The 19,436-nt window shown below is 56.5% G+C and carries 16 protein-coding genes and 1 riboswitch; of the genes, 7 read left to right on the top strand and 9 right to left on the bottom strand.

Annotation, left to right across the window (positions count from 1 at the left end):
• Positions 1-22 precede the first annotated feature (22 nt).
• Positions 23-1,297: a putative hydroxymethylpyrimidine transporter CytX gene (gene cytX, locus HMPREF1487_RS12810; protein WP_037029994.1), complete on the bottom strand. Its 1,275-nt coding sequence runs from the start codon at positions 1,295-1,297 to the stop codon at positions 23-25.
• Between the two features lie 110 nt (positions 1,298-1,407).
• Positions 1,408-3,285, bottom strand: a complete 1,878-nt coding sequence (gene thiC, locus HMPREF1487_RS12805; RefSeq protein ID WP_010797077.1) for a phosphomethylpyrimidine synthase ThiC — start codon at positions 3,283-3,285, stop codon at positions 1,408-1,410.
• Between the two features lie 82 nt (positions 3,286-3,367).
• Positions 3,368-3,495: riboswitch (TPP riboswitch) on the bottom strand.
• A 117-nt stretch (positions 3,496-3,612) separates the two neighbouring features.
• Between thiC and HMPREF1487_RS12800 the strand changes: the two genes are divergently transcribed.
• Entirely contained in the window at positions 3,613-5,073 is a 1,461-nt protein-coding gene (locus HMPREF1487_RS12800) for a TolC family outer membrane protein (protein ID WP_010797076.1), read from the top strand.
• Here the strand turns inward: HMPREF1487_RS12800 and waaA are convergent.
• The gene (gene waaA, locus HMPREF1487_RS12795) at positions 5,062-6,339 is read right to left on the bottom strand and encodes a lipid IV(A) 3-deoxy-D-manno-octulosonic acid transferase (protein WP_037030751.1); all 1,278 of its coding nucleotides are present in this window, start codon (positions 6,337-6,339) and stop codon (positions 5,062-5,064) included. The two genes, HMPREF1487_RS12800 and waaA, sit on opposite strands and share 12 nt — an antisense overlap.
• Positions 6,340-6,408: 69 nt before the next feature.
• The gene (locus HMPREF1487_RS12790) at positions 6,409-7,293 is read right to left on the bottom strand and encodes a LysR family transcriptional regulator (protein ID WP_010797074.1); all 885 of its coding nucleotides are present in this window, start codon (positions 7,291-7,293) and stop codon (positions 6,409-6,411) included.
• Positions 7,294-7,376: 83 nt separating this feature from the next.
• Here HMPREF1487_RS12790 and HMPREF1487_RS12785 point away from each other — a divergent pair, with 83 nt between their 5' ends.
• The 4 genes from HMPREF1487_RS12785 to HMPREF1487_RS12770 all read left to right on the top strand — a co-directional run bounded on the left by HMPREF1487_RS12785 (position 7,377) and on the right by HMPREF1487_RS12770 (position 10,692).
• A complete protein-coding gene (locus HMPREF1487_RS12785; protein WP_010797073.1) occupies positions 7,377-7,709 on the top strand; it encodes a DMT family transporter in 333 nt (110 codons plus the stop codon).
• Between the two features lie 66 nt (positions 7,710-7,775).
• A complete protein-coding gene (locus HMPREF1487_RS12780; RefSeq protein ID WP_010797072.1) occupies positions 7,776-8,951 on the top strand; it encodes an NAD(P)/FAD-dependent oxidoreductase in 1,176 nt (391 codons plus the stop codon).
• Positions 8,948-9,757, top strand: coding sequence for an aldo/keto reductase (locus HMPREF1487_RS12775; RefSeq protein ID WP_010797071.1), 810 nt, complete (start codon positions 8,948-8,950; stop codon positions 9,755-9,757). The genes HMPREF1487_RS12780 and HMPREF1487_RS12775 overlap by 4 nt, the downstream gene beginning before the upstream one ends.
• 41 nt (positions 9,758-9,798) lie before the next feature.
• Positions 9,799-10,692 (top strand): hypothetical protein, encoded by an 894-nt coding sequence (locus HMPREF1487_RS12770; RefSeq protein WP_010797070.1) that lies wholly within the window; start codon positions 9,799-9,801, stop codon positions 10,690-10,692.
• A gap of 15 nt (positions 10,693-10,707) precedes the next feature.
• Here HMPREF1487_RS12770 and hldE read toward each other — a convergent pair whose 3' ends face one another.
• Genes hldE through msbA form a run of 4 tightly spaced genes read right to left on the bottom strand, consistent with a single transcriptional unit; the run spans position 10,708 to position 16,358 of the window.
• Positions 10,708-12,135 (bottom strand): bifunctional D-glycero-beta-D-manno-heptose-7-phosphate kinase/D-glycero-beta-D-manno-heptose 1-phosphate adenylyltransferase HldE, encoded by a 1,428-nt coding sequence (hldE, locus tag HMPREF1487_RS12765; RefSeq protein ID WP_010797069.1) that lies wholly within the window; start codon positions 12,133-12,135, stop codon positions 10,708-10,710.
• 49 nt (positions 12,136-12,184) lie between these two features.
• The gene (locus HMPREF1487_RS12760; protein WP_010797068.1) at positions 12,185-13,633 is read right to left on the bottom strand and encodes a PIG-L deacetylase family protein; all 1,449 of its coding nucleotides are present in this window, start codon (positions 13,631-13,633) and stop codon (positions 12,185-12,187) included.
• Positions 13,633-14,532, bottom strand: coding sequence for a GNAT family N-acetyltransferase (locus tag HMPREF1487_RS12755; protein WP_010797067.1), 900 nt, complete (start codon positions 14,530-14,532; stop codon positions 13,633-13,635). Before HMPREF1487_RS12755 ends, HMPREF1487_RS12760 begins: the two co-directional genes overlap by 1 nt.
• Positions 14,529-16,358 carry a lipid A export permease/ATP-binding protein MsbA gene (msbA, locus tag HMPREF1487_RS12750; RefSeq protein WP_037029990.1) on the bottom strand — a complete coding sequence of 610 codons (1,830 nt, stop codon included), beginning with the start codon at positions 16,356-16,358 and terminating at the stop codon, positions 14,529-14,531. Before msbA ends, HMPREF1487_RS12755 begins: the two co-directional genes overlap by 4 nt.
• A gap of 246 nt (positions 16,359-16,604) precedes the next feature.
• Between msbA and HMPREF1487_RS12745 the strand changes: the two genes are divergently transcribed.
• Both HMPREF1487_RS12745 and HMPREF1487_RS12740 read left to right on the top strand, forming a co-directional pair.
• Positions 16,605-17,264: a lipopolysaccharide kinase InaA family protein gene (locus HMPREF1487_RS12745; protein ID WP_010797065.1), complete on the top strand. Its 660-nt coding sequence runs from the start codon at positions 16,605-16,607 to the stop codon at positions 17,262-17,264.
• Positions 17,261-18,472 carry an O-antigen ligase family protein gene (locus HMPREF1487_RS12740; protein ID WP_010797064.1) on the top strand — a complete coding sequence of 404 codons (1,212 nt, stop codon included), beginning with the start codon at positions 17,261-17,263 and terminating at the stop codon, positions 18,470-18,472. Before HMPREF1487_RS12745 ends, HMPREF1487_RS12740 begins: the two co-directional genes overlap by 4 nt.
• Here HMPREF1487_RS12740 and HMPREF1487_RS12735 read toward each other — a convergent pair.
• Positions 18,469-19,368, bottom strand: a complete 900-nt coding sequence (locus tag HMPREF1487_RS12735; RefSeq protein ID WP_010797063.1) for a glycosyltransferase family 2 protein — start codon at positions 19,366-19,368, stop codon at positions 18,469-18,471. The two genes, HMPREF1487_RS12740 and HMPREF1487_RS12735, sit on opposite strands and share 4 nt — an antisense overlap.
• Between the last annotated feature and the right edge of the window lie 68 nt (positions 19,369-19,436).

Below are 19,436 nucleotides of genomic sequence, written 5' to 3'. Positions count from 1 at the left end.
CGAATCGCCAGGCTACCGACTCCTACCGTGCAATCAGTCTCCCCAGCACCAACTGAAGTAGACCCGCCAGGATCAGCGCCGGCAGGGTTGCCCCCAGTACGGGCCAGAAAGCAGCAAGCAGATGATAGATCGCTACACCGCAGCCCCAGGCGATGAGGGTGTCCCAGCGCAGCGTCGTCATGGCTACATGATCGGCGTGCTGGGTACGAAGGATAAAATGGTCGACTAGTACCACGCCAAAGAGTGGGGCGAATACCGACCCGATGAGCAGTAGAAAGTGCTCGTATTCAGCCAGGGCAACCTGCCACGCGATGAGTGTACACAGCACGCCGAAAGCCAGTGACAGATGCTCGACCTTGAGCCGAACCAAAATGCCGGAAGACACGGCAGCTGAATGAATAGCCGCAAATGTATTTTCCGACTCATCTAGCAGGATCAGCAGCAGGGGTATGCCTACGCCTGCGCCCGCCAGGGCCAGTAACAGAGCATTGGTCTGGCTTGCATCGGCGAAAGCCAGGGTATAGGCCACACCCAGTCCCATCAGCCAGAAGTTGCCCAGGCAGTAACCAATGGCCGTGCCGCCAAACACGCCAGCCTGCCCGCGGCCAAACCGAGCATAGTCGGCAATCAGTGGTAACCAGGACAGCGGCATGGCGATAGCAATATCGAATCCGGCTGCAAAATTCAGTGATCCATCACCAGGACGCGCCCACAGCGCAGCCAGATCTGCCTTGGAGAAGAAATTCCAGGTCAGCCAAATGCAGGCGGCCAGGAGCAGCCAAATACCCCAGCGACGCAGAATGCGGCGAACGAAGGTAAGCGGACCGGCGACCGCCAGAATCGTTACCAGTACGCCGAATATCAGCGTCCAGAAGACCGGATTGGCTAGCCAGCCACCCGCCCCCAGGTAACGGTCCGTTAGGAGAAGGGCTGCATCTCTCATAACCACCAGCTCGAAGCTGCCCCATCCTACCAGCTGCAGGATGTTCAGTACGGCAGGAACTACCGCACCGTAGCGCCCAAGGTTCAGCTTGAGCGCCGACATGGCTGAAAGGCCGGTGCGGCTCCCGATGGTCCCAACAACGGCCAGGAGCAGTGAGCCGGCAACCGAACCACATAGAATCGTAAGCCAGCCTTGGGCAAGGCCAAGTCCGGGAGCCAGAAGCGCCCCGGTCTGAACCACCATGAGCCCGACGCTGAGCGAAAACCACAGGGAAAAGAAATCACGTCCGCCTAATACACGGCGTGCGTCAGGCACCACGATGTCGGGTGAATAGGTGCTGGTCGTACTCACGATAAACGATATCTCGGGTAGTCAACGGGACAGGCGCACTTTTTGAGTCGCCCGGAACATAACAAGAAGCCGCGCCCAGGGACGCGGCTTAGCACTACACAACAACCCGCGCGTTAAACTTGCTTGTAAATCACACTTCCCTCTTCCTTGAACCGTGCTGCCTGCTCCTGAAACCCGGCTTCGATGGCTCTTTGCTCATCGGTCAACCCATTCTCCTTGGCGTAATCACGCACTTCCTGAGTAATCTTCATGGAGCAGAACTTGGGCCCGCACATTGAACAGAAGTGCGCTACCTTGGCAGAGTCCTTGGGCAGGGTCTCGTCGTGGAAAGCACGCGCTGTGTCCGGGTCCAGGCCCAGGTTGAACTGGTCTTCCCAGCGAAATTCGAAGCGTGCCTTGCTTAGTGCGTTATCGCGGATCTGGGCGCCAGGATGACCCTTGGCGAGGTCAGCGGCGTGGGCAGCGATCTTATAAGTGATGATGCCGGTTTTGACATCATCCTTGTTGGGCAAGCCCAGGTGTTCCTTGGGCGTGACATAGCACAGCATGGCACAGCCGAACCAACCGATCATGGCGGCGCCGATACCAGAGGTAATGTGGTCATAGCCAGGGGCGATGTCCGTGGTCAGGGGGCCAAGCGTGTAGAACGGCGCCTCGTCGCAGCATTCGAGCTGCTTGTCCATGTTTTCCTTGATCAGCTGCATCGGCACATGGCCCGGACCTTCGATCATGCACTGGACGTCATGCTTCCAGGCCAGCTTGGTCAGCTCGCCCAACGTCTCCAGCTCACCAAACTGGGCGGCATCATTGGCATCCGCAATAGAGCCCGGCCGCAGGCCATCCCCCAGGGAGAAGCTGACGTCATAGGCCTTCATAATTTCGCAGATTTCTTCGAAATGCGTATACAGGAAGTTCTCCTGGTGATGCGCCAGACACCACTTGGCCATGATGGAACCGCCGCGCGAAACGATACCGGTCACGCGCTTGGCCGTCAGCGGCACGTAGCGCAACAGTACCCCCGCATGAATGGTGAAGTAGTCCACTCCCTGTTCGGCCTGCTCGATAAGCGTGTCGCGGAAGATCTCCCAAGTCAGGTCCTCGGCTACACCACCGACTTTTTCCAGCGCCTGATAGATCGGAACCGTCCCGATCGGGACCGGACTGTTACGCAGGATCCACTCACGCGTCTCGTGAATATGCTTACCGGTAGACAGGTCCATCACCGTATCAGCGCCCCAGCGGATGCCCCAGGTCAGTTTTTCCACCTCTTCCTCGATTGAGGACCCCAGCGCACTGTTACCGATATTGCCGTTGATCTTCACCAGGAAGTTGCGGCCGATGATCATCGGCTCCAGTTCAATATGGTTGATGTTTGCAGGGATGATGGCGCGGCCACGGGCCACTTCGTCCCGGACGAACTCCGCAGTAATCTCTTTTGGAATAGCAGCACCAAAGCTTTGTCCGCCGTGTTGCTGCGTCAAAAGACCCGCCTCCCGAGCCTCTTGAAGCTTCATGCTCTCGCGAATGGCGATATATTCCATTTCCGGCGTGATGATGCCTTTCCTGGCGTAATGCATCTGGCTGACGTTATGCCCGGCCTTGGCCCGGCGAGGTGTTCGGACATGTGCAAAACGCAAGGTATCGAGCGCAGAGTCATCCAGGCGAGCACGCCCGAACTCAGAGGAAAGCCCCGGTAGAATCTCGGTATCACCACGCTCATCGATCCAGCGCGAGCGAACATCCGGTAGTCCCTTGCGCAGATCAATGCGTACATCAGGGTCGGTATAGGGGCCTGAGGTATCGTAGACAAACACCGGCGCATTCTTCTCTCCGCCAAAGGCGGTCGGTGTGTCAGCCAGACTGATCTCACGAACGGGTACTCGAAGATCCGGCCGAGAGCCGGTCAGGTAGACTTTTCGGGAGTTAGGGAATGGCTGAGTGGACTGTCGATCAACCTGGGTAAAATCGGTGACATTATTCTGCTTGTTCATCGAGGCTCTCCTGGTAGGCACGGTGCCGGGGAAGAACCTGATACACAGGAACAGGCGGATGCCTGCAAGGTGGTCTGTTCGAGCGAACAGACCTCTTGTTCCCTACGCGGGTTGGCACGTCGCACGCGACGAGTCTAGCCCGATCAGGTTCAACGGGATCCGGGACTACCCGATCTCAGCGCTTCGTATGACGCACCCCGACAAGAACGTCTGCAGTGTAAACACAGAATGCGTTACCCGCCAGGAAACTTCACAGCATATTTTCTCTCGTATGGCCGATACGGCTACACTCGCCCTACAACATGGAAAGCTATGCCAGGACCTCACATGCTGCGTATCGTTCTCTTTTCAACCCTGAGCTGTGCCTGCAGCCTGGTTATGGCTCAGCCAGCAGAGTCGGCTACTACACAGAACGGACTGGTCGCGGTTTACCAGGAAGCCCTCAACAATAACTCCGATTTGGCAGCTGAGCGTGCCGGCCTTGCCGCGCAGCGCGAGGCCATTCCGCAAGCCCGCGCAGGCCTGCTGCCGCAGCTCAGCTTGGGCGCTCAAGTCAATGACACCCATATGAGTCTGGGGCTAAAACAGAACGACACCTTAGGGATTGCGGAGGGGCGATATAAGAGTGATCGCAGCAGTCAGATGATCCAGGCCAACCTCAGCCAGCCGCTGTTCCGGGCAGATCGTTGGTTTCAACTCCAGGCAGCCAAGGCCGGTACGGAACAGGCCGAGTACCAGTTTTCAGCCGCCCAGCAGAACCTGATCCTGCAAACGGCGGAGGGCTACTTCAGCGCCTTGCGTGCCCAGGATGCCCTGGCGACTGCCAGGGCTGAGGAGGCAGCCCTCTTCCGCCAGCTCGACCAGACCCGGGAGCGGTTCAAGGTGGGGCTGACGGACGAAACTGATGTACTCCAGGCCCAGGCCAGTTATGACACAGCCAAGGCCAACAGCTCTTTGGCTTCGCGTAATGTGCAAGACGCCTTCCAAGGGCTGGCCCGTCTGACCAACCGGGAGTACAACGCGCTCGAAGGTATTCGCCACGATCTGCCGATCCTGCCGCCCATGCCCAACGACGCCAAGGCCTGGGTCGATCGCGCCGTGGCGCAGAACCTCCAACTGCTGGCCTCCAACTCAGCCGTAGACACGGCGCAGGAAATCTTGCGCCAGCGCAAGGCCGGACACCTACCCACCGTGGATGCGGTGGCACGCTACCAGCGCGGCGACAATGACGCTTTCAACCTGCCCAATCCGGGTGTCGATATTTTCGACAGCCCTGTCAGCCAGCGCAGCGTGGGCGTGCAGATCAATGTTCCCCTTTATACCGGCGGGCTGACCAGCTCCCAGGTACGCGAAGCCTATCAGCGGCTGGACCAGAGCGAGCAGCAGCGCGAGAGCATGCGCCGTGAAGTGGTGCAAAATACGCGCAATTATCATCGTGCCATCAACACCGATGTCGAACAGATCGCGGCACGCAAGCAGAACATTGCGTCCAGCCAGCGCGCGCTCGAAGCGACCCAGATTGCTTATCAAGTAGGCACACGCAGTATCGTTGATGTACTCGACATACAGCGCCAGCTCTATAACGCCGTTCGTGAATACAACAATGCTCGCTATGACTATATCCTGGATAACCTGCGCCTGAAGCAGTCAGCCGGCATTCTGAGCCCGAACGACCTGCTTGAGCTGTCGCGCTATTTGAAACCTGACTACGATCCGGACCGTGACTTCCTGCCTCCGGATCTGGCCAAACCCATCAGTATGACGCAGCGGCCCTCGTTAAGACCCTGACGAATGCCTGATCAACCGATCCAGCCCATCCAGCAGGCGCTGCAAGGCGCCCTGGTTGGCTTTGAGTACAGCCAGTCCGCCCTGCCGCATCTGGCCGGCTACATGCTCATCCATCAGCAGCAGCTGGAGCGCCTCAGCAATATCCTCGGCGCTCCTTACATCACGCAAGGCCTGCGCATCGCGCAGTTGCGCCGCGATGTCCAGAAAGTTAAATACATGCGGTCCGGAAAGAACCGGCTTACCCAGGGCTGCCGGCTCCAGAAGATTATGCCCGCCCCGCTCGATCAGGCTACCTCCTACAAAAGCGACATCCGCTGCGGCATATAAGAAGAGCAACTCGCCCATCGTATCGCCTAGGTAAACGGCCGTGTCGTGAGCAACCGGCTCGTCCTTCGAGCGGCGCGCAGTGCTCAACTGGCTTTGCTGACAATGCTTGTAAACATCATCGAAACGCTCAGGATGACGCGGCACCAGTATCATCAGCGCGTCAGGCAAGTGCTGGCGTAACCGCGTATGGGCCGCCAGAAGAATCTCGTCCTCGCCGGCATGGGTACTGGCTGCAATCCAGACAGGGCGATGTCCCCAGGCTTCTCGCAACACCTCTGCACGACTAATCAGCGCCGGATCGATACTCAGGTCGAATTTGATGGATCCTGTCACAGTGACACACTCAGGCCGGGCCCCAAGCGAGGTAAACCGCTCGGCCTCCGCCGATGTCTGGACCGCGATCCAGTCCATGGATGACAGCATGGGGCGCGTGACACCCTCCAGACGACCATATCCTTTTGCCGATCGTGCAGACAGACGGGCATTGGCCAGTGCTACCGGAATCCCTCGACGGGAGCACTGATGGATATAGTTGGGCCAGAGCTCGGTCTCCATGATGACAGCTAGCGTCGGACGTACATGATCCAGAAATCGTGCGACTGCACAGGGCACATCATAAGGTAGATAACAATGCTGGACCTGGTCACCAAACAGCGCCCGAATTCGCTCTGAACCGGTAGGCGTCATACAAGTTACCGTGACGGGCAAATCGGGATGCCGTTCGATCAGAGCCCGTACCATTGGCGCAGCGGCAATACTTTCTCCCACTGAAACCGCATGTATCCAAAGGCCACCAGGCCGCATGGGCGGAAGGCCAAGGGAAAACCGCTCCCCCATGCGCTGACGATAGAGCGGCGCTTTGCACGAGCGGAGCACTAAGCGCACGGCAATGAAAGGAAGGGCAATATAGAAAAGCAGGCTATAGAGAATTCTGTTCATGGCGGCGGAGCTTAGCCCGCTTTGCATGGAAAGGCGATGGCAAAGCCCTCTGTTGATCCTAGGACGGCCTTAACCAATGGCTTGCAGCTGCTCGGCAAAGTGCTCACCCAACCAGCGCGCCGCAGGCCCCTGGGGCTCGTCACGCCGCCAGACCAGCTCAACTACCAGCGGAGGTGGCGTCCAGTCACTGGCCAGCTCCACCAAGTGATTCAAGTAAGTAGGATAGCGGGCCACATGACGAGGCAGCCAGGCCCAACCGATGTCACGCATGACCAACTCTGCTGTCACATAGAAACTGTCGGCTCGCCAGACATGCGGACTGATCGGCTCCCCGCCCGGGTAACCGCTCTGATAAGGCGCAATGAGAATCTGCCGGTGCTGAGCCAGTTGCTGACGCGTGATGCGAGCATGGCGAGCCAAAGGATGACCTGCCCCACATACCGTGACCATCTCCACCAGACTAAGCCGCCTGCGCTCCAAGGCATCAGGCATGTGCTCATGATGAAACATGAGCCCAAGGTCAGCTCGGCGATCAAGCAGCTTTCGCGCAACCTCTCCTTGGGCGCCACTGGCAAGCTGCACATCCAGAAAAGGATAGGCCGCTGCCAAGGTCTCAAGGCTGTTGACAATAGGCTGATACGGCATCGCTTCGTCATGGGCCAAGCGCAAGCGAGTTTCCTCGCCTTGGGTCAGCCCCAGCGCCCGACTTTCGAGGCGCTCACAATGCCTCAGAATTTCCCGCGCCTCATCAAGCAGCGCCCGTCCCGACTCGGTCAGGCGAGGCTGTCGTCCGCTACTGCGCTCGAACAGCAGGACGCCAAGGTCTGCTTCCAGCAAGGCAATTGAGCTACTGATAGCTGACTGGGCGCGCCCCAACCGACGAGCCGCTGCAGAGAACGAACACGTCTCGGCCACACTCACAAACAGACGAACCTGATCAAGGCTCCACTGCATAACCTATCTCCATTACAGATAGGTAATCACTTTATCCCATCACAAGAAAAACTAGACTGGCGTTTTCAATCAGGATGCTTCTTATGATCGGCTACATTTATCTGGCTATTGCCATCGCGGCTGAAATCGTTGCGACAACCGCAATGAAGGCTTTGGATGGCTTCAACAAACCGCTCCCGCTGGTGCTGGTTATCGTTGGCTACGCCGTTGCCATTGGGCTTCTTTCTCAGGTAGTCAAGATTATTCCGGTCGGTATTGCCTATGCCATCTGGTCAGGCATGGGAATCGTGTTGGTCAGCATAGCGGCTGCCGTCATCTACAAGCAGACACTTGATCTGGCCGCCATACTGGGCATGAGCCTTATCATCCTGGGCGTTATCGTCATTCAACTGTTTTCAAAGAGTACAGGACATTGACCTGAGACCTACGTCTGCAACCGCCTCACGTTATACTGCACGCCTGTTTTTGAAAGAGTCCTGCACATGAGCCCAGCACTGAGCACCGATATTCTGATCGTCGGCGGAGGCATTGCCGGCCTGTGGCTGAACGCCCGTCTACGCCGAGCGGGTTTTGCCACAACCCTGATCGAGTCGGGCACCCTAGGGGGCGGGCAAAGCATGAAGTCCCAGGGCATTATCCATGGCGGTGCTAAATATGCCCTGCACGGCGCGCTGACAGGTGCTTCGGAGGCCATTGCCGAAATGCCTCGCCGCTGGCGCGACAGCCTGGCAGGGACGGGCGAGCTGGATCTGCAGGGTGTCCGCATCCTTTCGGAAGCACATTATCTCTGGTCTCCCGGCACGCTCGCCGGCAACCTCACCAGCTTTTTTGCAAGCAAGGCCGTTCGCGGTCGAGTCGAGCCCGTCAAGGGATCGGACCTGCCTCCTGCCCTGCAGGATCGTGCCTTCAAGGGCAAGGCCTATCGCTTGGCAGAGCTGGTATTGGATGTGCCGAGCCTCATTGCGCGTCTGGCAGAGCTGGCAGGTGACAGCGTGATGAAAGGACAACGCCTTGACCCCATCCTTGAGGATGGGCAACTGGTGGGGCTGATCGTGGACGGCCAGCCTATCCGCGCTCAGCGAGTAGTACTGAGCTCAGGCGGAGGCACCGAAGCCCTGCTACGTGACCTGGGCCTTGAGCAACCGGCCATGCAGCGCCGCCCATTGCATATGGTGCTGGTCAAGGCGCCTACACTCAAACCACTCTATGCCCACTGCCTGGGCGGCGGTTCGAAGCCCCGTATTACAGTGACCACACACCCCTCAGCTGACGGGCAATGGGTCTGGTACTTGGGAGGTGAACTGGCTGAAGCCGAAGGTGTAGCACGTTCAGAAGACGAGCAGATTGCAGTGGCTCGTCATGAGCTGGAAAAGCTGCTGCCCTGGATAGACCTCTCCCAGGCGCGGTGGGCCACCTTGCGGGTAGACCGTGCAGAGCCGGCGCAGTCCAGCATGGCCCGTCCAGATAATGCCTTTGTGGCGGAACACGGCCATCTACTGGTCGGCTGGCCAACCAAACTGGCCCTGGCGCCTGATTTTTCTGATCGAGTCTTTGCGGTCCTTGAGCGAGAAGGTATTCGCCCCGGTACGCACCCCGCCCTTCCTCCGCACCCTATGCCACCGATGGGTATCCCAGTTTGGGAGACGCTGTTGCCATGAAAACCTTGCACGATTACTACCGCCCCCTGGGCGCGACCGGACTCATGGTTTCACCACTGGGGCTTGGTACCGTGAAGCTGGGCCGCGATCAGGGTGTGAAATATCCCAATGGCTTCACGATTCCTGATGACCGTAAAGCCGCTGACCTGCTGGCCCTTGCCCATGAGCTGGGTATCAACCTCATCGATACCGCGCCCGCCTATGGTCATAGCGAAGAGCGCCTGGGCAAGCTGCTCAAGGGGCAGCGCGACAATTGGGTTATCGTCAGCAAAGTGGGAGAAGAGTTCGAGTCCGGCCAATCACGACACGACTTCAGTGCTCAGCACACTCGGTTTTCCGTCGAGCGCAGCCTGAGGCGATTGGGGACCAACTGCATTGACTTGGTACTCGTACACTCCAACGGACACGATCTCGATATTCTGGAGCAATCAGATGTCTACACGACCCTGGAGACGCTCAAGCGCGAGGGCTCCATTCGCGCTTTCGGCCTTTCCGGCAAGACAGTAGAGGGTGGCCTGCTGGCGCTCGACAAAGGCGATTGCGCCATGGTGACGTACAACCTCAACGAGCAGAGCGAGCGGCCGGTCATCGACCATGCGACCGCTATTGGCAAGGCGATTCTCATCAAAAAGGCGCTGGCCAGCGGACATGTCTGTCTTGGGAGTGGCGTGGACCCCGTCCAGGCCAGTTTTGAACTGGTACTTGGTCATCCAGGAGTGGCCAGCGCTATCATCGGAACCATCAATCCGTTGCACCTGTCGCATAATGTCCGTGTCGCTGCTAGCGTGATCGAGTCCAGACGTTAACGCGCACGGGGCATCCATGATAACAATTTCAGGAGTCTGCCATGCCTCAACTCATTGCGCGTCAGAACCCCAAGGCATTCAAGACCCTGCCGCTGCTGGTTGAAGGCAGCCCGGAAAAGCTGGTTTACCAGGCCTTGGGCCAACCCCTGAATTTCAACGAGGTGCTGGAGCGCCGCCGTCCGATTGTCGTCGAAGATGAACAACGCTTTTCACTTGAGCTGGCAAACCTGGGCGTTTCGGTCAGGATCACGCTGAACTGGCAAGGGCATGATCATTGGCTGTTGGTCCGTCAGAAGCGGGTCGATCGTGGCGATACCGTACTGAAACTGATATCTGGTTACGTACCTGCCCATGAGCTTAACCTTCCACTGCTTACGGCCGTTCAAGAAGTGGCTGAAGAGTGCCTGTTTGAAACCTCGGACGGTTGGCTACAGGGCCGTTTTACCGATACCTGGTTGCCTACGCCTTACGAGGGTGCACTGAAGTACCGGGAAAACGGCCATTTCACCCTCACCCCTCGTACTGGGGCCGCACGTCCTGTCCAGTGCGGCAGTTTGGCGCTGATCGAGCGGCCACGCGCTTACGTGCATACACCTACCGCATCGCTGCAGCTGGTCTATGACATGCAGATGGAGCTACCCAAGGATATCCGCACGCCCAGTCTTTTCCATGTGGATGACAAGGTGGAGGATGGGCAGCTCATCGCACGCCTGGACAGGCGCCGCCCGGATATTTATCTGCTGGCAGTGGATCAGGGTCGTCCTACCGGCGAGCTGTTTACCTTACACGAGGGGCAACGCCAGCCTGTAAGCACCCGAGGCCTCTGGCTCTCGGAAAGCTTTGCCGAACAGCGCGGCTGGCTCGTGCATGAAGAACGGGTACGCTGGCAGGATTGGCTGAGCCGCCTGGGCACAGTCAAGGAGAAGGCGTCCTGACGGACGCCGTTTGTATCAGGAGCTTCCGCGAATTCGCTCAACAATTGCGGTGGTTGAACTGTTTTCGACGACGCCCAGTACCTTTACTTCACCACCATAGGCTTGAACCAGGGGTGCTCCTACTACCTCATCGACGCTCTTGTAATCTCCGCCCTTTACCAGCACATCGGGCTTTACCTGCTTGAGCAGCTCCTCGGGTGTGCTTTCGCTGAAAGGAATGACCCAATCCACTGCGCCCAGGCCGGCCAACACCGCCATTCGACGATCGACGGTATTGATAGGGCGGCCCGGCCCCTTCAGGCGGGTAACGGATGCGTCATCATTCACCGCTACAATCAGGCGGTCACCCAGTGCACGTGCCTGCTCAAGATAAGCCACATGACCAGCATGGAGGATATCGAAACAGCCATTGGTGAAAACGATTTTCTCGCCATGGGCACGTGCATCCTCAATAGCAACCTGCAACTGCTCCAGAGCCAATACCCCTCGCTCCGAGCCTTCCTCTCGTTGCACAGCACGGCGAAGCTCCGGAGCGCTGATTGCAGCAGTGCCCAGCTTACCCACTACAATACCTGCAGCAAGGTTCGCCAGAGCGACCGCATTGTGCAGCTCCTCGCCCGCAGCCAGCGCGGCCGCCAGAGTCGAAATAACGGTATCGCCCGCGCCGGTTACATCGAAGACTTCCCGAGCACGAGCAGGTAGATGGAACGGCTGCTGGTCAGGCCGCAACAGCGTCATCCCGTTTTCACCACGGGTTACCAGCAGTGCCCCCAGCTCCAGGTCAGCGATCAGTTTGCAGCCTTTGGCGACCAGGTCAGCTTCGTCGGTGCAAGGTCCTACAATCGCCTCGAATTCGCTCAGGTTGGGCGTAATCAGGCTGGCGCCCCGGTAGATCGAAAAATCCTTGCCCTTGGGATCTGCCAGTACCGGAATGTTACGAGCACGGGCCAGCTGGATCAGGTCCTGATGGTTTCTGAGCGCACCTTTGCCGTAGTCGGAAAGGACCAGCACCTTTACACCTGCCAGCATGGAGCGCGTATCTGCTGCCAACGCTTGGGTATCGGTCTTGAATGATTCTTCAAAATCGACACGCAGTAGTTGCTGGTGACGGCTCATGATCCGCAGCTTGACGATAGTCGGCTGTCCGGCAATACGCTGAAAACGTGCCTCGACCTTGGCGGCCTTCAGGCTGTCAGCCAATGCGTCGGCGGCCTCGTCCTGGCCTGTTACACCGACCAGATAAGCCGGTGCCCCCAAGGCAGCAATATTGAGCGCCACGTTGGCAGCACCACCGGGGCGATCTTCATTCTGATCAACCCGTACGACAGGCACAGGCGCCTCGGGCGAGATTCGCGACGTTGCACCATGCCAATAACGATCGAGCATGACATCGCCGACCACGAGCACGGGGGCTTGATCAAAACGGGGCATGGTCAGCTTCATGGAAAGACTCCAAACGTCAAAACGGCGGCGATGATACCACAGGGTTAAATCAGTCCCCGAGCGGCCCATGCCTCAGATCTTTTACGAAAAACAGCTCATGACGGCGAACAGCTTTACGAAAGAATTCGTCCTCTCCCGTCACTGGCCATCGACGCCCTGTCAAAACAGACTGAAGCAGTCGGCGCAAACGTTTCTTGAGTGGTGGCGGAACAAGCAGATCATGCTGCATGCCCAGCGCCATGGCCTTATCGAGCTGAGTCTGCGCACTCAACACTGGACTCCAGACAGGTAGCATCGGCAAAGGCTCGATGGCCGGCGGCAATGCGATACCGTTACCCGACGGTCCCATCGGCCAGCGGTCGTTGTCGTGCAGGTGGTTCGCATAAAGCAACGCCGTATCTGGCTTCCAGCTACTGAACTGGACGGCCTCCTCTACCGCCTGGGCTGCCTGAACATGGTCCGCATGAGGGTCCAGCTGGGGATGGGGAAACACCATCACTTCCGGCTGAAAATGTTCGATGAGCGCAACCAGGTCGGCAACCAGGTTATTCCAGGAGGGTTGTCCGTCCGTGTCACCCGGAAGACGCAATGGATTAAAGCGCCGTACCGGACGAATATCTACATCACCTGACTCGCGTGAGCCAAACGCCTGCTCTGGCGCAGCATGCATGGCCGGTAGCTGAAGGCAAAAATAGCCCAGCTGAACGCAACGCGTCATGGGTACACCGCCCCATAGCGGTACAGCCAGGCTGTCCCATGTCCGCAAGCGTCCTTTGAGCCTGGCTGCTTCAGCAGTACTGAGGCCAAGTCGCTCATAGTACTCGGCCTCGATCTCTCCTTGCGTCAAGGTAACAATCGAAGCCTCGGCACAACCACTGTAAAGGCCGAACGCGGCCAACTCCGCATCGTCCGCATGGGGCGCAATTACCATTACACGTTTGGAGGCATAATCTGGGTTGGAAAACCCATGCAGTGTCACAGAACCAACGACCCGGCAAAAACGGCCCCGGACAGATACTCGCCCTTCACGCAAGGCCTCGGAAAAGCCTGACAGGTTAAGGTAGCGGCGACCTTGCACGCCCCGCTCGAAATCCTGACGATCCTCCTGGCTACCAGCGCGAATCACAACATAAGGGTCGAACAAGCGGCCTAAAAAGCCTGCCTTGATTTCGCATTCCAATACCAGGGATTGCAACTCATCTGAAAGCTCATACCCTTTCAACGTCAAGACGTTGTCCGTGATCTCAACCGGCAGGCGTACACTGCTCTCAGGAAAGTCATACCGGTAATCATCATGTGGCGCATAGAACAGATGATCCGCGAACCAGGCCTCATGAACAATCCAGGCAGCCACTATCGCAAGAGGTACCAGCCACCAAGGCAGCACCTGTACAAACGCAGCACCGAGCAGAGCAAGCAGAAACAACGCAATGATACCTAGTGCGATCCGCTTATGGCGCCGGTGCCGCTTGAGTAACCTTTGTTTACGCGCACTCATCACGTCACCTCGTGGACCGGCACTCGGTTGCACCAGCGATCCTTGTACTCACGATCCGCACGGCCAAACGAAAAGCGCAGGTCCTTGCCTAGCGCACGAGCCTCCTCCCAGGCCGCCTGGGTATTGAGGAAGCTCAGTACACTGCCCGGACTGAAATCCCGGCTCTCCGGCGCCACACCACCATTAACGTATTCAACACTGATCCACCGAGGGGATTCGACACGGTAAAGCACCTGAATGGCAGCTGGAGCATCGTCCAGAAAGATGACGGAACCCATCATGAATTCGCGTAACAGAGAGAAGACGTCAGCCAGATGAGCTTTGGCAGGTACCTCGAAGGCCCAGCGGCGCTCGAACAGATCGGCATAGAACGCTGCCAGTTCTGCTGGTGTAAAGTCACTGACAGGCCGAACCTGCCCACCCGCCTCTTCCAGCAGACGCAATTCACGGCGCTGGTTGTAACGAAACTTCTTTGAAAGCGCCTCCGGCGCACGTGCAATTGCCAGACATTCTTTTTGCTGACGTGCGGTCGAGACATGCGCGGCACTTAGCGAAGATAAATACCGGGCCTTCTGGCGCAGCGGAGCCTGAGCATTCTCCTGAGCTGGCAGAATGATTTCTGCGTTCCCCAGGTCGAAGTAATCACGTCTACCCTTGCGCTTGAGCACATCGCGAGACAGCGCAATGTGCCCATCCCAGCACGCTACCGCCATCTGCAGCTCGCCGCTGGCTGGCCATCCCAGATAGCGGACCGGAAGCCCAACCAGATCAGACAGGCGTGCAACGATCTCTGGATGGGTGGCAACACTGCCTCCCCATGTTTGCCACGCCCGGGCATAGGCTGGCGCATCAATCTCAACCCAGCCCCGCTCACGCCACGCCCTAAACAACCCCATCATGAAACGTGTGTGCCTTCTTCATCGAGTGTCGTTGCGCCTTTTTCAACCTGACTGTTATGCAGGCGGGCATAATAGCCATTCTGCGCCAATAGCTCGGCATGCGTACCACGTTCCACGATACGCCCCTGATCCATGACTAGAATCAGATCGGCCTTTTCAATGGTGCTCAGCCGGTGCGCAATCACCAATGTGGTTCGGCCAGTCATAACCCTGTCCAGCGCCGCCTGGATATGCCGCTCGGATTCGGTATCCAATGCAGAGGTGGCTTCATCCAGGATCAGCAGGGGCGCATTCTTCAAAAGCGCCCGTGCAATGGCCAGACGCTGACGCTGACCGCCCGAAAGCAGTACACCGTTCTCACCGACCAGTGTTTCATAACCCTCAGGCAAACGCTGGATGAATTCGTCGGCATAGGCGGCCTTGGCAGCTTCGAGCACCTGCTCGAATGGCGCACCAGCCAAATCACCATAAGCAATATTATTGGTGACCGTGTCGTTGAACAGCGTGACCTGCTGTGTCACTAGAGCAATGTGCCGACGCAGATTGGGCAACCGATAACGCTGGATGTCCAGATCATCCAGCAGAATCTGGCCCTGCGTGTGCTGATAGAAACGGGGAATCAGGTTGGCCAGTGTCGACTTTCCGCTGCCCGAGCGTCCTACCAGCGCCACCATCTGTCCAGGTTCCGCCACGAACGAGATATCGTCCAGAACCGGCTTTTCGGTACCGGGATAGGTGAAGTTCAGATTCCTGACTTCCAGACGCCCTTGCGCTCGAGCTCGCTCTTCAGTTCCTTCGTCTACTTCCGGGACTTCATCCAACTGCTCGAAAATGCTTTCGGCACCTGCGACACCGCGCTGGATCGTCGAGCTCACTTCGGATAACTGCCGAATGGGTTTGGGCAGCAGTCCCGCCATGGTGATGTAGGCGACCAGATCACCGGCCGATGAATCACCACGAAGATAAAGCACCAGGAACATCAAGGCGGCCATGGCGGTATAGATCAGCAGCTGCAACATCGGCGTATAAACCGCACCGGTTCTGTTCATGGTCAGCTGCTTTTGAGTATTGCTTTCGCTGGCCTCGAAGAACCGCTTACGCTCGTACGCCTCACCACCAAAGCTGCGAACCACGCGGTAGCCCTGAATGGCCTCGGACGTTACATGGGTAACATCTCCCATGGCCGACTGGATTTTCTTGCTCTGCTTGCGAAACTTGCGACTGGCGGATGTCACCATCATGGCAATAATAGGCAGGATAGCCAGCATCACGAGGGTCAATTTCCAGTTCATCCATAGCAGAGATGCGAACAGGAACACCACCGTCATTCCCTCTCGGATCACCACCTTGATCGCATCAGTCGCTGCGCCAGTCACCATGGTGACGTTAAAGGTGATACGAGAGATCAGGTGACCAGAGTTATTCGCATCGAAATACCGGTTGGGCAGTATCAACAGATGATTGAACAGTGCCACACGGAGATCGTGAACCAACCCCAGCGAAACCTTTGCAATAAAATAGTTGCCCAGAAACGAGCCGATGCCCTGCCAGGCAGCAATCAAGATAATGAGAAGCGGAACAGCCTGCAGCAGATGCAGCTCGCCGATAACAGGCCAGCCAGGAAACATCGACGCGTTCGGGTTGTTCAGGCCATCGACGAAATATTTGAGAATTCCGGCCAGCATGGGCTGAGTCGAGGCAAAGATCAGAAAGCCTACGATACTGAGGGCAAATTGTCCGATGTAGGGACGCACATAGCCCAAGAGGCGCAGATAGATTTTGAGACTTGAATGCTCTGCACGCGGGGACGTAGGAGTCGTCTGCATGATTGAAATAACTGTCTTGAGTAAACGGCCGATATTATCACGTCCAACTCTGCATATCAGAAACGAACATGGTAGTACTCCAAATAGGAGCATCGGTACGTAATAAGATCGATAGTATTGGCATGAGATACCAATACCTTACATGACCCAGCCTCTTGGACTTCTTGCGATTTCCTTACCTTCATTGCGGCTAGGCATCACTAGAAGATGAGTTAAGATGCACGTCCCAGATTTGACGGAAGCAACATGCAACAGCTTGAAAAAATAGACTACCTGAAACTCCGCGAGGCGGCGCACGTCATAGAAGCGGACCAGTACGGTGACAAGGTGTTGCAACTGACCGATGGCAGCTTCCTTAAGCTATTCAGGCGCAAGCGGTTACTGACTTCAGCTGCGTTTTATCCCTACGCACAACGGTTTGCAGACAATGCCAGCCAGTTGCAGCGACGTCATATTCAAACGCCTACCATTATCGAGGTATATCGCGTCGCCGCGATCGAGCGGGATATCGTTCACTATTCACCATTACCTGGACAAACGATCCGACAGCTATTCAATAATGATGAGCCAGAAAAGCTCAAAACCGAACTGGGTCGCTTTGTAGCCTTGTTACATGAGCAAGGTGTTTATTTCCGCTCGCTCCACCTAGGCAACATTGTTCAGACGCCAGCATATGAATTGGGCCTGATCGATATAGCCGACCTGCGCTGCCAGTCACGCTCATTGTCACAGCGTTTGCGACTACGCAATTTTAACCATCTGTTGCGCTATGAAAACGACAGGGCTTGGTTGATGACGGATGATGGCCGAGCCTTTTTCAATGCCTATCTGGCTCACTCATCCATCGTTTTTACACGCAAGACCCTCAGACATCAGTTAAACCTGCCCAGAGAGTTCTTCCAGTGACTTCTCATGTATCAGGAACCGTAGCGCCACTACCTCGTACTGAGAAACTTTCTCTCTGGATTGTCCGCTTCGTACTGCCCGTGGGCTGGCTAGCACTTTTGACAGGCATGTTCTGGATTGGCGATCGCTCGCTTTATCACAAGTTGTTCTATGTTTTTCTGGCTTTCCCGACATTGGTAGCCGTTTCGTTGACTCCTTCTCAGTTGCGTCAACTATTCCAAAGCCCATTGCTACGGGCGTATGTGCTTTTTGCACTCTATGTGTCGCTCAGTCTGGCTTGGTCGCCCAACAGCGGTGATCTGTCGTTGATCAAGTACCCGCTCTATGTGCTCATGATGCTTCTCGCCACAGCCCTGATGGCAAGGCATTACCCAGACCTTATGATAAAAACCACGCTCCTGGGCGCCGTACTGGCTTCGCTTAGCGCCCTACTGACATTACTTTGGTACGTTAAAGAGGGCGCGCATGGCCGTCTTGAAGGTTATGGAGCGCTTTATAATCCGCTACTGACAACTCACATTTATGGCTTCTACGCAGCCTTCTGGCTGGCCACTTGGTGCTCCAAGATACGCATAAGCTCCTGGATCACGCTGCCCGCCCTTGCAGTGGTACTTTTGTTGATTCTTTGTACGGGCTCGCGGACTCCCTTGTTTGCGCTTGCGATGAGTATGCTCTGGCTCAGTTTCGCACATCCCAACCGGCGAACGCTTTTTATCGTCGGCAGCGTCATTATAGGATTTGTTGGACTGATATTGATTGACCCAAGCCTAGTCACCCAGCGCGGAGCCTCTTTCCGGCCCGCCATATGGGCTGATGCCTGGCGGCAAATTCAGCAGGACTTCTGGCTCGGGCACGGCTTCGATGCAGCCATGCGTATTGACTTGCCAGAAGTAGGTCATATGTTGGCGGATCCACATAACCTGAGCCTTGGCGTCATGTATCAAACTGGCCTGACCGGCCTTGCGTTGTGGATGGTGCTTTATCTAACTGCGCTGGTACAAGGCTGGCGTTTACGCCGTGAGCCTGCCGTACTCATCACCGGCACGCTTGTAGTATTTGGCTTGGCGGCAGGTATGACAGAAGGAAGCTCTTTTCTTTCTCGCCCCAAGGAGCACTGGTTTCTAGTATGGATCCCGCTGGCTTTACTTAACGTAGCCGTCATTTATCACCTCACTGCCCGAAAGCCTCAGGCAGTGAATGAAGTCTAGTGAGTTGGAACCATCAGCCGCAAAAGGCCACGCACCGTCTTGCGTGTCCAGGCCTGAATGGGAATGTCTCGTAGCAGCGCCCTGGCCAATGGCTTGTTTCGGCTGGATGCCTTGAGAAACATGGAATTCAGGAATTGCGTTTTAACCTGCCCATAAGCAGGATGATCACTGAATCGCTCATAAGTTTTCAGTACATTCTCGACCATGAACGGCAAATTCTTGTATGTATTGCTTTCATGCTTTCGATAAAGCGCAAGCACCTCATCCAGAATATCAATGTAATATCCCGCCTGCGTAATTTTGAGCGTGATATAGAGATCTTCAAGACGGATGCTAGGGTCGAAACAGCCCACTCTCAATAATGCTTCCCGGCGAAACATGAGCGTAGCAGCCATTGGGCCTGGCTTGAGATCCAAGAAAAGGTCTTCGAAATTAAGCCTTCTGAACGGTAAATATCGATGCTTCTGCTGCTTTTCTGGATAGAGTTGCCCGTGCGCGTCAATCAGGTCGATATTAGCGGCACAGATTCCCACCTCGGGCTTATCTTTGATGTACGTAACCTGTTGCTCGATGCGCTGGGGCAGCATGATATCATCCGACCCAAAAGGAACAATCAAGCCGCCAGAAGCCCGCTCAATCGCACCGTTTAGCGTACGGCTAAGTCCGATGTTTTGCTGCTGCCTGAAATCAAATCCGTACTCTTTTTGCAGACGCAAAATTCTTTGAACGCTATCGTCCGTAGAACCGTCATCAATCACTAAGAGCTCAATATGAGGATAGCTCTGCTTGAGGACGCTAAGAATGCTTGCCTCTATATATGGGGCATGGTTGTAGGATGCGATAATGACTGTCACTAACGGACAGTTTTCCTCTGATAGCCCTTCCTGACTGCTCATAGCTGATAGCTCCGTATTCAAAGCGCCTTGTTTCTTGAGCCTCCCTCAAAGCCAAGAAAGCGCATTGT

The organism is Pseudomonas sp. HPB0071 (genome assembly GCF_000478505.2).
GTDB classification, from domain to species: domain Bacteria; phylum Pseudomonadota; class Gammaproteobacteria; order Pseudomonadales; family Pseudomonadaceae; genus Chryseomonas; species Chryseomonas luteola.
The sequence above is the reverse complement of the archived record's forward strand: the minus strand, read 5'-3'. Positions and strand labels throughout refer to the sequence as shown.

Excerpts from the sequence above, each read along its gene's own strand:
- thiC (WP_010797077.1), bottom strand. The coding sequence starts at position 3,285 with ATGAACAAGCAGAATAATGTCACCGATTTTACCCAGGTTGATCGACAG.
- HMPREF1487_RS12800 (WP_010797076.1), top strand. The coding sequence starts at position 3,613 with ATGCTGCGTATCGTTCTCTTTTCAACCCTGAGCTGTGCCTGCAGCCTG.
- waaA (WP_037030751.1), bottom strand. The coding sequence starts at position 6,339 with ATGAACAGAATTCTCTATAGCCTGCTTTTCTATATTGCCCTTCCTTTC.
- HMPREF1487_RS12790 (WP_010797074.1), bottom strand. The coding sequence starts at position 7,293 with ATGCAGTGGAGCCTTGATCAGGTTCGTCTGTTTGTGAGTGTGGCCGAG.
- HMPREF1487_RS12785 (WP_010797073.1), top strand. The coding sequence starts at position 7,377 with ATGATCGGCTACATTTATCTGGCTATTGCCATCGCGGCTGAAATCGTT.
- HMPREF1487_RS12780 (WP_010797072.1), top strand. The coding sequence starts at position 7,776 with ATGAGCCCAGCACTGAGCACCGATATTCTGATCGTCGGCGGAGGCATT.
- HMPREF1487_RS12775 (WP_010797071.1), top strand. The coding sequence starts at position 8,948 with ATGAAAACCTTGCACGATTACTACCGCCCCCTGGGCGCGACCGGACTC.
- HMPREF1487_RS12770 (WP_010797070.1), top strand. The coding sequence starts at position 9,799 with ATGCCTCAACTCATTGCGCGTCAGAACCCCAAGGCATTCAAGACCCTG.
- hldE (WP_010797069.1), bottom strand. The coding sequence starts at position 12,135 with ATGAAGCTGACCATGCCCCGTTTTGATCAAGCCCCCGTGCTCGTGGTC.
- HMPREF1487_RS12760 (WP_010797068.1), bottom strand. The coding sequence starts at position 13,633 with ATGAGTGCGCGTAAACAAAGGTTACTCAAGCGGCACCGGCGCCATAAG.
- HMPREF1487_RS12755 (WP_010797067.1), bottom strand. The coding sequence starts at position 14,532 with ATGATGGGGTTGTTTAGGGCGTGGCGTGAGCGGGGCTGGGTTGAGATT.
- msbA (WP_037029990.1), bottom strand. The coding sequence starts at position 16,358 with ATGCAGACGACTCCTACGTCCCCGCGTGCAGAGCATTCAAGTCTCAAA.
- HMPREF1487_RS12745 (WP_010797065.1), top strand. The coding sequence starts at position 16,605 with ATGCAACAGCTTGAAAAAATAGACTACCTGAAACTCCGCGAGGCGGCG.
- HMPREF1487_RS12735 (WP_010797063.1), bottom strand. The coding sequence starts at position 19,368 with ATGAGCAGTCAGGAAGGGCTATCAGAGGAAAACTGTCCGTTAGTGACA.